10 protein-coding genes are annotated in these 13770 nt (G+C 45.5%); 7 read left to right on the top strand and 3 right to left on the bottom strand.

Translation table 11 applies throughout. From position 1 onward, the window contains the following. The first annotated feature begins 29 nt into the window (after window positions 1-29). The 5 genes from JMA39_RS15420 (at window position 30) to JMA39_RS15400 (ending at window position 6572) form a co-directional block, all read left to right on the top strand. The gene (locus tag JMA39_RS15420) at window positions 30-1094 is read left to right on the top strand and encodes a phosphotransferase enzyme family protein (RefSeq protein ID WP_202722751.1); all 1065 of its coding nucleotides are present in this window, start codon (window positions 30-32) and stop codon (window positions 1092-1094) included. A 467-nt stretch (window positions 1095-1561) separates the two neighbouring features. Then, window positions 1562-2848, top strand: coding sequence for an acetyl-CoA hydrolase/transferase family protein (locus tag JMA39_RS15415; protein ID WP_202722750.1), 1287 nt, complete (start codon window positions 1562-1564; stop codon window positions 2846-2848). 362 nt (window positions 2849-3210) lie between these two features. Then, window positions 3211-4479 (top strand): metal-dependent hydrolase family protein, encoded by a 1269-nt coding sequence (locus JMA39_RS15410; RefSeq protein WP_202722749.1) that lies wholly within the window; start codon window positions 3211-3213, stop codon window positions 4477-4479. Between the two features lie 178 nt (window positions 4480-4657). Beyond that, entirely contained in the window at window positions 4658-6100 is a 1443-nt protein-coding gene (locus JMA39_RS15405; RefSeq protein ID WP_202722748.1) for a pyridoxal phosphate-dependent decarboxylase family protein, read from the top strand. A gap of 37 nt (window positions 6101-6137) precedes the next feature. Further along, window positions 6138-6572, top strand: a complete 435-nt coding sequence (locus JMA39_RS15400; RefSeq protein WP_202722747.1) for a hypothetical protein — start codon at window positions 6138-6140, stop codon at window positions 6570-6572. Between the two features lie 160 nt (window positions 6573-6732). Here the strand turns inward: JMA39_RS15400 and JMA39_RS15395 are convergent, their stop codons facing one another. From JMA39_RS15395 to JMA39_RS15385, 3 genes are all read right to left on the bottom strand, one after another. Continuing rightward, window positions 6733-8103 carry a permease gene (locus tag JMA39_RS15395; RefSeq protein ID WP_202722746.1) on the bottom strand — a complete coding sequence of 457 codons (1371 nt, stop codon included), beginning with the start codon at window positions 8101-8103 and terminating at the stop codon, window positions 6733-6735. A 706-nt stretch (window positions 8104-8809) separates the two neighbouring features. Further along, window positions 8810-9931, bottom strand: a complete 1122-nt coding sequence (locus JMA39_RS15390) for a mandelate racemase/muconate lactonizing enzyme family protein (protein WP_202722745.1) — start codon at window positions 9929-9931, stop codon at window positions 8810-8812. A gap of 3 nt (window positions 9932-9934) precedes the next feature. Then, window positions 9935-11527: a BCCT family transporter gene (locus JMA39_RS15385; RefSeq protein ID WP_202722744.1), complete on the bottom strand. Its 1593-nt coding sequence runs from the start codon at window positions 11525-11527 to the stop codon at window positions 9935-9937. Between the two features lie 521 nt (window positions 11528-12048). Between JMA39_RS15385 and JMA39_RS15380 the strand changes: the two genes are divergently transcribed. Both JMA39_RS15380 and JMA39_RS15375 read left to right on the top strand, forming a co-directional pair. Beyond that, on the top strand, window positions 12049-12384 hold the full coding sequence (locus JMA39_RS15380) for an SAF domain-containing protein (RefSeq protein ID WP_202722743.1): 336 nt from the start codon (window positions 12049-12051) through the stop codon (window positions 12382-12384). Continuing rightward, window positions 12381-13562, top strand: coding sequence for a UxaA family hydrolase (locus JMA39_RS15375; protein WP_202722742.1), 1182 nt, complete (start codon window positions 12381-12383; stop codon window positions 13560-13562). Before JMA39_RS15380 ends, JMA39_RS15375 begins: the two co-directional genes overlap by 4 nt. Window positions 13563-13770 lie beyond the last annotated feature (208 nt).

Raw genomic sequence — 13770 nt, 5'->3', positions numbered from 1 at the left:
CAGAGATATAGAGATAACTGGAGTGTTGGGTGATTGATTTTATAAGACAAAATGTTTTGTCGCATTTTGGGGTTAACGAAGGTAGCGCCAAAATATCACCACTAGGGAATGGTCATATTAACCATACCTTTTTGGTTCTTAGTGTTGATAGAGAATTTGTACTGCAAAAAATCAATACCGAGGTATTTAAAACACCGACGGCTCTGGTTAACAATGCCCATAAGATCAGCCAGCATTTACAAGGTCAAGTGGCGGCCGATGAGTATCGTTTACAGGTGGTTTCCCCTGAGCTAACGCTCGATGGCGAGCTTTTTGTTGATCTGGGTGAACATGGATTCTGGCGAGCGATCAATTATCTACCCCACAGTCATAGCATCGATGTGGTGGGCTGCGAAGCCGATGCAGAGATGGCGGCTAAGGCATTTGGTCACTTCTCATCGGCCTTGTCCGGGCTGGACGCCGAATTATTAGAGGATGTGATCCCAAATTTCCACCATCTGCCAGGACGCATCGAACTACTGACTCAAGCCGTGGAAGCCGATAGCTATGGACGCCTTGCGGAGTGCCTGCAGTGGGTCGATTTTGTCATGTCGCAAACCGAACTTTTACAAGAGTTAGCCGAGCTTGAGGGTAAGCTGCCACACCGTATTTGTCATAACGACACTAAGATCAACAACATGTTGTTCGATAAACGAGACATGTCTAGCCTTGCGATTATTGACTTAGATACCTGCATGAAAGGCTATCTGATGTATGATTTTGGCGACATGGTGCGTACTTTCTGTAGCCCTGAAGAGGAAGACTCAATCGCGTTAGATAAAGTGCAGGTCAGAGAGTCTATCTTTGGTGCCATCTGCAAAGGTTATCTGAGTGAGTTAGGCTCTGTTTTATCTGATGCTGAGCGCAAGAGCTTATGGCTAGGGGCAAGAGTGATCTGCTTGATGATTGGGGTGAGATTCCTAACCGATCATCTTAATGGTGATGTCTATTTTCAAATTCATCATGCAGGCCATAATCTAGAGCGTGCTGCTAATCAGTTCACCTTGTATCAAAGCTTACTGAGCCAACAAGAAGTGCTCAGCAAGTTTTTATAGTCTTAAATAATCAGGGGAGTTCTTCCCCTTTTTATCCCCATCAGTATTAAGAAAGTGACCGACTCAGGCTGCTTTTTGGCAACCGAATTAAGCTTTTATTTTGGTAATACCAATTGCATTAAGTATCTGTTCATTCAGTGGGAATTCAAAGCGCTGAAGGCAAGCTGGGAACTTGAAGGTAATAGTTATTCTATATCAAAAATTTCCAGCGCAGCATGCAGTGCTTTGAAACCCACCCAGTGGGAAGCGCTCAAGCATTCCACTTCTGCTTTGCATTGACTCATAAGGGAATAACCATTCTGTCGTCCATGCGCCTTGAATTGAAAAGCTTGAGCGATTCTGAATTGATTAAATATTTAATGTAATTGGTATGAGATCAAACTTAAGTTAATTGGGTGTTTAAACGCTGTTAAAGCAAGACGTAACCTCATACACTGCGAACAGATTAATCATATTAGGTATCATTTATGGCGCCAATTATCTGTGGCAGTGCTCTAGAGGCTGTATCTTTAATTGAGAGTGGTGAGACGTTATGGACTCACTCAATGGGAGCGACTCCGACCCTATTACTCAATGCCCTCGCTGAGCATGCTTTAACAAAAAAAGATCTTACTCTATTACAGTTACATACCGAATGTGCAGAGTCATTAAGTGATGAAAAGCTTAAGGGGCACCTACGACATCGCTGTTTCTTTGGCGGCCTGCCAACACGTTTGCTATTGCAGCAGGGTGATGCCGATTATGTGCCTATTTTTCTCTCTGAAGTACCTAAGCTATTTCGTTCGGGTGAGCAGCCAATCGATACCGCAATTATTCAAGTCTCTCCTCCCGATAAGCATGGGATCTGTTCATTGGGGATTTCGGTTGAAGCGACCTTAGCAGCCTGTCAAATGGCGGGAAAGATTATTGCTCATATCAACCCTCAGATGCCAAGAACTCACGGTGATGGCTTTATCCATTACAGTAAATTTACTGCTGTTTATGAGCAGAGCATGCCACTGCCGCAACACCCTCTATCTGCGAGCGATCAAACGAGTATTGCTATCGGTAAAAATGTAGCCCAGTTAGTGCGTGATGGAGATTGCCTGCAGATGGGAATTGGGGCAATTCCTGATGCAGTACTCTCATGTTTAACCGAGCATAAAGATCTAGGTGTACATACTGAATTATTCTCCGATGGTGTGCTTAACTTAGTCGAACTTGGAGTGATCACCAATCGCTTTAAAAAAGTGCATCCAGGAAAAACTGTCACCGGATTTGCCCTCGGTAGCCAGCGACTATATGACTTTGTTGACGATAATCCTTCGGTGATCTTTATGGACATCGAACAGGTTAATGACACCGCTATCATTCGTAAAAACCCCAATGTAATGGCCATTAACTCAGCGCTGCAGGTGGATATTTCAGGGCAGATCTGTGCAGATTCTCTGGGCACGCGTATTTACTCTGGAGTGGGAGGGCAGATGGACTTTATTCGCGGAGCGGGGCTATCAGAAGGGGGGCGCTCAGTGATTGCATTACCCAGCACTGCAGCTAGGGGCTCGGTATCGCGAATCGCCACGGTATTGTCGCCAGGCGCTGGAGTGGTGACCACACGTGCCCATGTGCACTATATAGTGACGGAGTTTGGTATTGCCAATCTGCGAGGCAAGTCCCTGCGTGAACGAGCGCGAGCACTGATCGATATCGCTCACCCAGACTTTAGGGAGCAGCTCTGCCGAGAAACTTTTGATATGTGGGGCCTAACGGTTTAATCGCTTAACTGTTTTTGTTGCTGAGGAGAGTATCCATACCCAGGATATTAAACGCTTATCCTAATTAAGCGCTTTTCTCAGCGACATATTCGTTAGGAATAATAGTCGTGGCAATAATCAAACACCTCTACCTGCTGTTAGTCGGGTTAAGCCAAGCATCGTTCAAATTCTTACATAGGTTTATATCGAACCTTCCTCGTTGAATCCTCTATTTCTATGCATTGTAAATCTGTCGCTATTAACCAATCGTTAAGTTTGTAGTTGTCACTTAATGGCAATTTAATTGAGGAGGCTGTTGGTAAGATTTGTTCATCAGTTAGATGAAATCATTTTAGTGAAGCAATGCTACCGAGGAATCAACGATGAAAAAACTCATTATCAACGCAAATGTTTTTAACGGCACGGATAACCAACTGCTAGAGAACGTTGCAGTACTTATTGAAGATAACTTGATCAGTAAAATTAGCCGCCAAGATGGCATCGATTTGTCTATTGCGGATGAGGTGATAGACGCCAAAGGTGGCACAGTGATGCCGGGTCTAATGGACGCACATGTTCATATTACCTTGTCAGCCCCATTTAATGTTATCGACACCATGACCCGTGAAGAGGTGGCGATTCGTTCTGCGCGTATTTCTGAAGAGATGTTGATGCGCGGGTTTACCACCATTCGCGATGTCGCTGGTAACACACTAGGGCTTAAAAAGAGTATCGATAATGGTTATGCCAAGGGGCCACGCATTCTGCCATCAATGGCAGCGGTTTCTCAAACTAGTGGTCACTCGGATTATCGCCAAAATCAAGCGCAGGAGCGGATCGGCCTGCATGAAGACTCGCCTATGATGAAGCTCGGCGCAATGAAGGTAGCAGACGGCAGATCTGAAGTATTAAAAGCGGTGCGTGAGCAGCTGTTTATGGGCGCATCGCAAATTAAGATCATGGCCGGTGGCGGCGCATCATCCACCTTTGACCCGCTCGATACACTGCAATTTACCCTCGATGAGATGAAAGCGGCCGTCGAGGCGGCAACGGATTATGACACTTATGTTGCGGCGCATATCCATACTGCAGACGCAATGCGCCGAGCCGCAGAGGCGGGAGTGATGTCGTTTGAACATGCCACCATTATGGATGATGACATTGCCAAAACCATTAAAGACAAAGGTATTTGGATGATCCCATCCTACTTTACCTCGTCGCTGATTGCCGAGCGCAAGATCCCGCTACCTAACGAAGAGACCTATCGTAAAACTGAGCGGGTAGGTAAGGCGATGCTCAAATCTGCCGAACTGATTAAGAAATATCAGATCGACAATATCGCCTTTGGTACCGACTGCGTCGGTGAAGCCAGCGTACACGCCACCCAGCTCAATGAGCTTGCGGCTATTGAGCACACCTTTGACACGATAACCGCTTTGCGTATGGCGACTTCGAACTGCGGACGTTTATTCGAAATGTCGACTTATCAGCACCCTTACCAGCAAGGCGTGTTAGGCCGAGTCATTGAGGGGGCTTATGCTGACCTATTGATTATTGAGGGTAATCCACTGCAAGGCGTCGAGTGCGTTGCTGATCTCAATAAGCAAAAAATGATTATGAAAGACGGTGTCATCTACAAAAACACACTGTAATCGCTGCTGAAACACCTTGGAACGGCGCTTAGTTCATATAACTAGGCGCCGTTTTACTATCTGCGATATTGCACTTTTTGCCAGTGACGACCTTTTATTCTGACTGTCATCAAATGGCCATTTTATAAAAATATCGCTGGTATATTAGACGGACATTCCTACTTGAAGAGTATTAACTATGTCACATCATTTTAAAGATTACCGCGGTTCACTGGAGCGTTCTTTAGAGCACGCGACCTCGTATCTGGAGTCGCTAGATGAGCGTCCTGTTGCCAAAGAGATCACATCGCAACAGTTGCGACAATTGATTGCTGGGGAATTACCACAACAAGGATTAGCACCAGAACGGGTTATCGATGAAATGGCATATGCGCTCGATGCTGGTTTGGTCGCATCGGGTGGACCACGATTTTTTGGTTACGCCATCGGTGGTACTTTTCCTGCGGCATTAGCAGCAGACTGGTTAGTTAGCGCCTGGGATCAAAATGTGCCGTACTACGTATCTAGCCCGGCAATGGCAGTAGCCGAAGAAACGGCAGCCGAATGGATGGTAGAGCTGCTGGGATTAACCAAGGGCTCTGCGGTGGGCTTTACCTCTGGGGCTCAAGAAGCGATTTATACCTCGTTAATTACTGCGCGTAATTCACTGCTGGAAAATGCGGGTTGGGATGTGGCCACCAAAGGTCTGTATGGTGCGCCGCAGGTCAATGTGGTTGTGAGTGACCAAATTCACTCAACCATTAAGCGCGCGCTTTCAATGATAGGTTTGGGTATTGAAACCATAGTTAAAGTGCCGACAGACGATAATCTTCGCCTTATCCCACAAGAGCTTGAGCGGGTGTTAGCCGACATAAGCGGCCCAACACTGGTTTGTGCCCAAGCGGGTTGTATCGATTCTGGTGCCTTCGATCCTTTCGATGAGATAGCTGACGCGGTTGCTAAGCATGGCAATGCTTGGCTGCATGTTGACGGTGCGATAGGGCTTTGGGCTGCAGCGAGCGATAAGCAGAAGCACTTATTGAAAGGGATTGAGCGAGCCGACTCTATCGATACTGACGGCCATAAGTGGTTCAACATGCCTTATGACTGCGGCATGGTGATTGTAAAAGATCCTGCCAAAATCACCTCAGCAATGGGCGGCGGTAATATGGGGGATTACCTAAATGATGCCATGGATAAGCCGGATCGTAACGCGATTAATTTTGGTATTGCCGCATCAAGACGCGCCCGTGGCCTGCCTGTCTACGCCGCGTTTAAGTCGCTGGGTAAGCAAGGCATTGTGAATCATTTAGATAACTGCTGCGCCCTAGCGAAACGCATGGCCGATATTTTGAGAGAAGTTGAGGGCGTTACCATTCTTAATGATGTGGTGTCGAATCGATTCTCTGCGCAGTTTGGCACAGGTGATGTGGAGTATCGCAACGAGCTCACCGCACGTGTGGTACATAGACTGCAGCAAGATGGATACCTTTATCCCTCAACATCTGGCTACAAAGGCTTAAAGACCATGCTGTTCTCTGTGCTGAATTATCATACGTCGATAGAGGATATTGATATTTCGGCAAATAAGATCATTGAAGCGTTTAACATCGAAAAAGCGTTACTGCCTCAGTCGGTTTAACGTTATTCATTCAACGAGCAAAGAGAGTGGAGGAAGTATGACTCAGCAACGATTTGTAGGTTATAGCCTAGCGGTATTGGTTTATTTAACTGTGCTCAATTTCTTTAATGAGTATTGGCACTGGGTTTCTATCGAGTCCTTTAGCATTTCACTTGTTGCAGCATTACTTTTGCTGACGCTACTTAAACTGTCGATTAAAACCGAGCATAAAGTGGCCGCCTTTTTTAAGGCTAAACCGGGCAGGGCAGTAAAAGTATATCGAGGCATCAGCACCTACATTATCTTGGTGGGTAGTAAGTTTATGATCCTTGAAGCGGTAAATGTGATGTTTGGTGAAAAGGTTGAATTTTCCGGGCCGTTCAATGGCGTCGTCGCTTTCTTTGCCGTTGTGTTTACCATCCTAATTGCAGAGTTTGTAGTGGGTAAAATATATAGTGGCTTGAGTGATACGAATAAGCTGCAAGTTGCGTAGCTAAAGACCTAGGCGTAGTGACCTAGTCATCATTTAAAACCGCCCTGTTACTGACGAGTAATAGGCGGTTTATGGTTAAGTTATCCCTTGAAGTATCTATGGGCTTATTGCCTAATTAGAAACATTCGCTCCAAGGTTTATCGTTAATAAAGGCTAAATGTTACATGCTCATATGCATGTTAGCGTTGGTTTTTTTGCCTAAATAGTAATACCAAATAGAGAGTGGGATAAAGAGCAGGTTCATTATGGTGGTGAAGTTCCAGCCTAAGCCTGCTTGATTAATAGTACGTTCGCCGCCACTGGCTATTATCCATCCGAAGCCATTGAAGATGGCGTCGATACAAAGCGCAGTGAAAAAGATGGCGATAAATAGTAAACCTACGATCCATTTGGTAGGACGAACGCCATAGTACTTTGTATAAACGCGGATCATCGGGATTGTCAAAACATCCGATAAGATGAAACCTATGACCCCGCCAAACGAGATCCCGCCGTGCCACAATGCTGCGGCCAAAATCAGGTTACCCACTGAGCACACATAAGCAAGCATCGCGACAAAAATACCAATAAGGACATCAATCATTGAGTGTAGCCAGATTGGTAAAGCTACATCGTTGCTGATAAATAAGCTTCGCCAGCCATCGAGTGGCACAATAGCTATAAGAATGGAGGAGATGACCACGCCAATTAAGATCTCTTTGCCAATCATGGCAATATCCATGTGAAAAAATCCGGCTGACTTAGATACTTTTGCCATAAAGCCCGCTACCGGTTCTGGAGCTGACATATTGGCGCCGGAACCACCTTGCTTCATATTCGACATGCCCATGTCAGCACCGCAGCTACCCTCTTTCATTTTGGACATATCCATGTCAGCACCGCAGCTACCCTCTTTCATTTTGGACATATCCATGTCAGCACCGCAGCTACCCTCTTTCATTTTGGACATATCCATGTCAGCACCGTGGCTATCTTCTTTCATTTTGGACATATCCATGTCAGCACCGCAGCTACCTTCTTTCATTTTGGACATATCCATGGCGGTGTTGGCAGTAGCTTGTTGACTAGCATTGAAGTGTTGACGTAGTTCTTGTTCAACATCTTTAGGGTAGAAGCGATGAAATAGAAAGCCAACGGTAACAATTAATATCAGACCGCCGAGTATCTCTCCCCATAAAAAGGTCCAGCCCATTAAGGCCACTAATACAATAAACATCTCTAAAATTAAGTTGGTGCTGGAAACTAAAAAAGCCATCGCATTGGCTACTGTTGATTTTTTTTCCAGTAAGGTATGAGAAAGTGAAGCGGCGGCATAGGAGCATGAAGATGACACCATACCGAGAACGGTCGTTAAGGTTAAGCTGGTCAGGCTGGTTTTACCTAGGTGCTTAACCACACTGGATACCGGTATAATATTACGTATCCAAGATGATAATATCAGGCCAAATGCCAGAGGCCAGTATATCTGCCAAACCATATTTCCAAACGTAGAGAATAAATGAATAACGAGATCACTGAGACTGTGTTCCATAATCAAAACCTTCGTATATTGCATTAGCAAGAACTGCTATTGATGTGCATTTTACTATATCAAACATAGTATTGTGCTCGCCTCCTATATCTGTATCAGCTGCTGATTATTGTATTGCTGGTATGTTGCATGTGTTCATCTTGCGTAAGTAATGATATTTAACTGGGTTGGTTGTAGCCTATTTTTTTCGTTAACGTTAATATTTCTCGTACTCATCTAGCCTTTCTTGCCCGCTCCTCTCGACTCTGCTCCGTTGCTCTACTGGTGCCGTGAATACGGCTTCAATACTATCGAAATGAAGAAATAGACGTTTGCGAGTTTTGGACCTACTTGAGGAAGGCTTTGGAGTATGAAAAATTGTCGGTTTTTATGACGTTTAGGCTTTCTGCCGTTGGAGATGCCCCAGTTTCCCAGCTATTTAATTGAGTGGCACAGAAGTAGAGAATTTTAGCCGATTCAGCCTGAGATAAACTGCGACAAATTGGCATGTTGAAGTTGATAGCAATAGAGCACCAATTATGGCCTCACGAGTAATACCATAAGCAGGAGCTTTTCTTTGGTTCTATAAATGATGTTAAACCGCCAATAATAAAAACAGAGATAAAAAAATGCCAGTAAGCTTAACTTACTGGCATTGTTGTTTAGCGGGTAAATCAGTCGCTATTAATTAAGCGATATAATTCACACGATGCTAATTTACATGGTGCTAATTCACTCGATATTTAGCAATCAACTCTTCGTCTAGCTCGATGCCTAAACCCGGTGCGTCACATACAGCGACATAGCCGTTGTCGAACTGCAGTTGGTTTTTCACTAAGCTAGTGAATAGTGGGCTGCTGCTTTGCGAAAACTCCATCAGCGTGCCTTGCTCGCAAGCCGCTAAGAAGTGAACCGAAGCATGCAACAAAATACCTGTGCTGAAACCATGCGGGATCAGTTGAGTACCGTTCATCTGTGCGATGTCGTAGATCTTCTTCATTTCAGTGATACCACCACAACGGGTGATGTCTGGCTGAACGATATCGGCGTTAGACTTAGTGATGAACTCTTGGAACTCGTAACGAGTAGTCAGAGACTCACCGCCAGCAATCTTTTGCGACACTTGGCGCGATAGCTTTTCATAGCTGATCAAGCTGTCTGCTAATACAGGCTCTTCAATCCAGTTCAGGTTAAACTCTTCTAGACGTTTTGCCATCATGGCTGAATGACCACAAGTGTGCCACTTAGACGCTAAGTCGATCTGCACTTCCATCTCTGGACCTGCCGCTTCACGTACCGCTTTAACAATAGCGTAATCTGTGTCTGGGTCGTCGCCCATCACGCCGCCGCCAAACTTAATGCTAGTGAAGCCTTGGTCCTTCAAACCCTGCACAATTGCTACGTTGTCTTCAGGCTTATCAGCCGGAATGAAGGTACCGTAACAGCGGATCTTGTCGCGGTATTTACCACCTAATAGCGTGTGCACTGGCACGCCGTAGAACTGACCTGCGATATCCCACAGGGCGATGTCTATAGCGCTAATGGCGTGGATGCCAGCACCGCGACGACCCATGTAGTTAGAACCCCAGTACATCTTGTTCCACAGACGCTCAATTTCCAGCGCGTTTTCACCGATCAACAGACGCTTAAGGCCGTTGCAGTAGAAGTTTGTTTGTGGCGCTTCGATACAAGCCTGAACCACTAGCGGGCTAGAGTCGGCTTCGCCAACACCCACGATACCTTTATCAGTATGCACCTTAACGATGACGGCGTCTTCGCCCCATTCACAATCGGCATCCATTGCAGGTACGCGTAGGTGGATCACTTCAATATCGGTAATTTTTAACATGATTTATTTCTCAGAACAGTCATCAAACTTGTGGTTTGACAGGAATTTCTTTAGGCCGTACATACACAGAATCAGTACCACTACGAACGGAGCCGCAGTTAGGGTTACCGCTGTTTTCAAGGTGTCTAACGACGCATTGATATATAGCATTGCTAGCGGTAGCAGACTTAGCATCACACACCAGAACACGCGTAGTTCACGAGTTGGATCTTGACCTTGCTTAAGGTTCTTAGTACTTACTGCCGCTACGGTGAACGCAGTCGCATCTAAGTGAGAAGCTAGGAATAGCATCATTAGTACGAAGTAGAATACTGACAAGATAGTACCAAATGGCAGGTTAGCAATTAGCTGAGCCACTGCGATGTCGCCATTAGCGCTATTTAGTAGAGCTGGTGCATTCACTACGCCGTCAACCATAGCGTCAACTGAGTAGCCAGTTAGCGCGCCGAAGAAGAACCAACAACCCGCACAACCACCTGCAATCAGACCCAATACCACCTGACGGATAGTACGACCCTTAGAGATACGGGTTACGAAGATAGCTACCGCTGGTGTGTAAGTGAACCAGTACAACCAGTAGAACACAGTCCAATCTTTGTTGAAGGTGCCTTCATTTGTCGCGTCAGTGAACAGGCTCATCTCAACGAAGTTGCTTAGAGTAAGACCTAGAGAGTTAACAAAGAAATCAACGATGAAGCCAGTGTCGCCTAGCACCAATACAATCACAGCAAACACAAAACACATACCACATGCTGCGTGAGCGATTTTTTGTAGACCTTCAGCAATACCGATGTAAGAGCTAAGGGTAAAGGTTAGGGTGATCAGTGCTAGCAGGATAGTCTTCAATGCGAAGGTATTTTCCATGCCGAACAGCTCAGCGAAACCAGTTGAAACCGTGTTTACCGTTACGGTAGTGGTTAAGATTAGACCGCCAAACGTCGCGAATAGGAAGATTAGATCTAGCGTGCGACCCATGATACGGCTAGCCGTGCTGTCTTCTTTCATGCCAAGGATAGATACCATTAGCGATGATAGGTTAAGACCTTTTGCACGGTTAACATGGAAGTGGTAAGCCATTGCGATAGACGCAAGACCATAGATAGCCCAAGGGGTAATACCCCAGTGGAACATCACGTAAGACAAGCTAGTGCGTAACGCTTCGTTGCTTTGCGCATCAATGTTCAGACCAATACCGTTGTAGTAGTAAGCCCACTCCATAAACGCCCAGTACATGGTCGCCGAACCTAAACCAGCACAGATAAACATGAATAACCAGCTCATATTGGTGTATTCAGGTGCACCTTCGCCCAGCTTAATAGTGCCGTAACGGCTTACAGCGATGTACAGCATGGTACATACAGATGCAAAGGCAAACAGCTGGATAAAAGAACCAAAGGTATTGGTTAATGCTGCAAAAGCCGCCTTACCGCTAGCTTGTACTTGATCAGGGTTAAAGATCAGCATCATGACTACAGCAAATACAACCGCTAAGCTCACAGAGATCAGTAGTTTGTCATTTTGAACTTTATCATTTTGAACTGGGGATTGCTGGGTAACAGTTTCGTCTGTTACCGGTGCCGCTGTTATATCAGTCACGACTACATCCTTACAAAGGTGGTAGTGCGATTTGCGTCTTAGCGCAAACCACACAGGGGATTTTTATTCGGGCGGATTTTGAGCGAGATGGATGCTGAGTGACAACAATAAAAACTAATTTAGCCATTAGCAAATGTAATACTTAGAGGTTGGTCACCTTGTGACTTTTACTACTGTGATTGCTGAATCATTAAGCTAAATGTGGTTATTTCTGAGGTCAGGTTGATGCTGTGTGAGTCCTGTTGCTAACTTGTTTTGCTTGCTGGTGACTTGTGTGGGGCGCTTTAGCTATTTGAAGGAAAAAGCCTGAGCACTGGGTAGTGATTGACTCCAAATAGCCATGCATGCGCAGGGTCAATAAGCGCTGTTATTAGCAAATGAGATACCTCCTAAAATGGATGCTGCATCACATTTCATATAAACGAACCCTATTTGAGGGCTCAATATGGTTATTTGTGGATTGAAAAATACTAAAAAACAATTAAATTGTAGGATTGTCTGACAATTTTACGCTAATCAGAATGAAAAAAGCCATTCAGCTCGACCCTAGCGACAACGTAGCCACGCTACTTGTTGATGCCGTTAAAGGCGATGAGATAGAAATTATCTCAACTAATAACCAAGTCATTGATGTGGTGACCTGCCTACAAGCCATTACTTTTGGTAATAAGGTGGCATTAACCGATATCGCCGACCAGCAGCTGATTACTAAAGCTAGCTACCCAGTAGGCGTTGCCATTATGACTATCCCTCGTGGTGAATTGGCCCATGTACAAAATGTGCGTAGCCAACGATTAGATATTCCCGACAACATCATTGAAGAAATTATTAAACAGATGCGGATTGAGCAAGCATGATGAGCACTTTTATGGGTTTTGGCCGCAGCGACGGCAGTGTGGGTATTCGTAATCATGTACTGATTATGGCAGTTGATGAATGTTGCGACGGCATCGCGCGCGCAATTGCCGACAGTATCGATAACGGTATTGTGGTCACTAACTACAACACTTGTATGTATGGTGGTAACGAAGAGATGATCAACACCATGATACATACGGGCAATAATCCGAATGTGGCCGGTGTTCTGGTACTGGCGATGGGTTGTGGCAGTATCGATCCTGAAATCGTTGCTGCGCCAATCCGTGTTAGCGGCCGCCCAGCGTTTTCATTGGTGTGCATGAAGCAGCAAGGCACACGCGCTACTATTAACCAAGGTAAAGAGTTAGCCCAACAACTACAGCAAGCCGCCAATGCCGCACCGCGAGTTGAAACGCCGATTTCTGAACTGATTATTGGGGTAAAATGTGGCGGTTCAGATACCAGTTCTGGTATCGCGTCTAACCCAAGTGTTGGCCGCGCGGTCGACAAGTTAGTCGATATGGGCGCTACCGCCATTGCCGGTGAGCTTATTGAACTGGTTGGCTGCGAAACGATTTTACGTCAGCGCGCAGTGAGTGTTGAGGTTGCCGATAAATTAGAGCGTCTTATTCACCAAGAAGAAGCTCGTTGGCACGTTGATGGCGCAGAAGTGGAAACCATGAGCATTGGCAACAGTGTTGGCGGCTTAACCACACTAGAAGAAAAGTCTTTTGGTGCACTGAGCAAAACCGGTACTCGTCCAATTCAAGGCGTGTTACAGATAAATCATCTAGTCCATGAAAAACCAACAACGCCTGGTTTCTATCTGTCGGAAGCTACTCATTTATGTGGCAGCGCAGGCATGCACTTTGCGGCACTGGGCGCGCATCTGATTTTATGGACAACCGGCGGCGCAGGTTTCAATAACCCTATCGTGCCAGTGATCCGTGTGAGCGGTAACCAATATTTATTAAATGAAGATATAGATATTGACGCTTCTGGTATCATGCGCGCCGAAGAAGGTGTAGAAAGTGTCGCTGAGCGCATCGTGGCCAAAGTCGGTAGTGTTGCTCAAGGTCAGCAGACTAATATTGAAGAAGTGGGTTACAGCTATTGCAGCTTGTACCAAAAAGACCAACGCTTAGAGACTGTATTACGCTTTAAGCCGGGCTGTTAAGCATCAGCTTCTAAGTGCTAAATATTAGTTGCTAACACCATTGTTTATCAGTTTATCAATATGGTTAACCGTTATTTTAGCGGTTAACCATGCAATGCCCTTAGCCACCAAGGTTGCGCTAAGGGCTCATACCAATCAGTATAAGAAGTTGAGTTACTCAGAGCGTTTTATGGCAAACTAATTCAAGGCGAATAACTGAAAGAATGGT

Source organism: Shewanella schlegeliana, from assembly GCF_016765635.1.
Classification (GTDB): domain Bacteria; phylum Pseudomonadota; class Gammaproteobacteria; order Enterobacterales; family Shewanellaceae; genus Shewanella; species Shewanella schlegeliana.
The sequence above is the reverse complement of the archived record's forward strand: the minus strand, read 5'-3'. Positions and strand labels throughout refer to the sequence as shown.